Annotated in this window: 1 protein-coding gene; it reads right to left on the bottom strand. The window is 41.9% G+C overall.

The window, feature by feature from the left end; all coding sequences use genetic code 11:
- Positions 1–294: 294 nt before the first annotated feature.
- The coding region (locus tag QMG93_RS34945) for a hypothetical protein (RefSeq protein ID WP_281944508.1) at positions 295–940 on the bottom strand (646 nt) is incomplete at its 5' end.

Here is a 940-nt window from a genome sequence, read left to right as displayed (position 1 = left end):
AGCGAACATAACTACGAGACAGGAACCTATACCACGCATGCCTATTGTTATGATCAGTACGGCAATAGTATAGGAATCTGGGGTGCGAATATTCAGGTGTTACCTTAAATCTTCCTTTAATATTTCAGCGCTACGCTAGTTTACAAAAGTAATGTTTATATCGAGCTAAAGTTGAAGTAATATTCAAAAAAATAGACTATGGTTACAATAAGAAGCTGTCTCTAAACACGCAGCGAGAGCTTCTTATTGTTTATTAATTTTTCGTATGAAAAATCTTAATTTACGCCGAATGATTCAATTCATTAATATCATATTCTCATTGAAATTGCCGCTCACAAACGATTGGTTAACTTTCGTAACTCGAATATCGTCAATAGCAATGGATCCGCCATATCGCAATCCCCAATACATCTGGTAATCGTCGTATGGCCCGGTGGTGAATGTCACAGACTTACTGTTCACGTTTCCCGGAGAGTCATTCCAAGTCAACCAGCCGCGATCCTCAGTCTCTGCTTTATCCGTTCGTACGAAGAAATCGTAGTAACCAGCGTTATTTGGTGCACTTAGTGCTTTATAGTTAAAGGAAACCGTGTATGTGGTATTGGGCTCCAAGCGGAGCTTCTGACGATCCGATCTTAAGTAAACATCCCATTCCCATTGGCGGTTGCCGTTGGCATAGACCAAGTAAGATCCTGACAGGGAACTGTCTTGTCGAACACCCGCTTCTCTGCCCTCTCTTTGTAACAAGGTAAAATTACTTGTTTCCCATGTCCCACTTTCAAACGATTCATTAACTTTGGTAACCTGAATATTATCGATAGCAATGGATCCGCCGTATCGTAATCCCCAATACATCTGGTAATCGTCGTAAGGCCCGGTGGTGAATGTCACAGACTTACTGTTCACGTTTCCTGGAGAGTCATTCCAAGTCAGCCAGCCC

Origin of the sequence: Paenibacillus tyrphae, assembly GCF_027925525.1 — a bacterium.
GTDB lineage: Bacteria > Bacillota > Bacilli > Paenibacillales > NBRC-103111 > Paenibacillus_G > Paenibacillus_G tyrfis_B.
The sequence above is the reverse complement of the archived record's forward strand: the minus strand, read 5'-3'. Positions and strand labels throughout refer to the sequence as shown.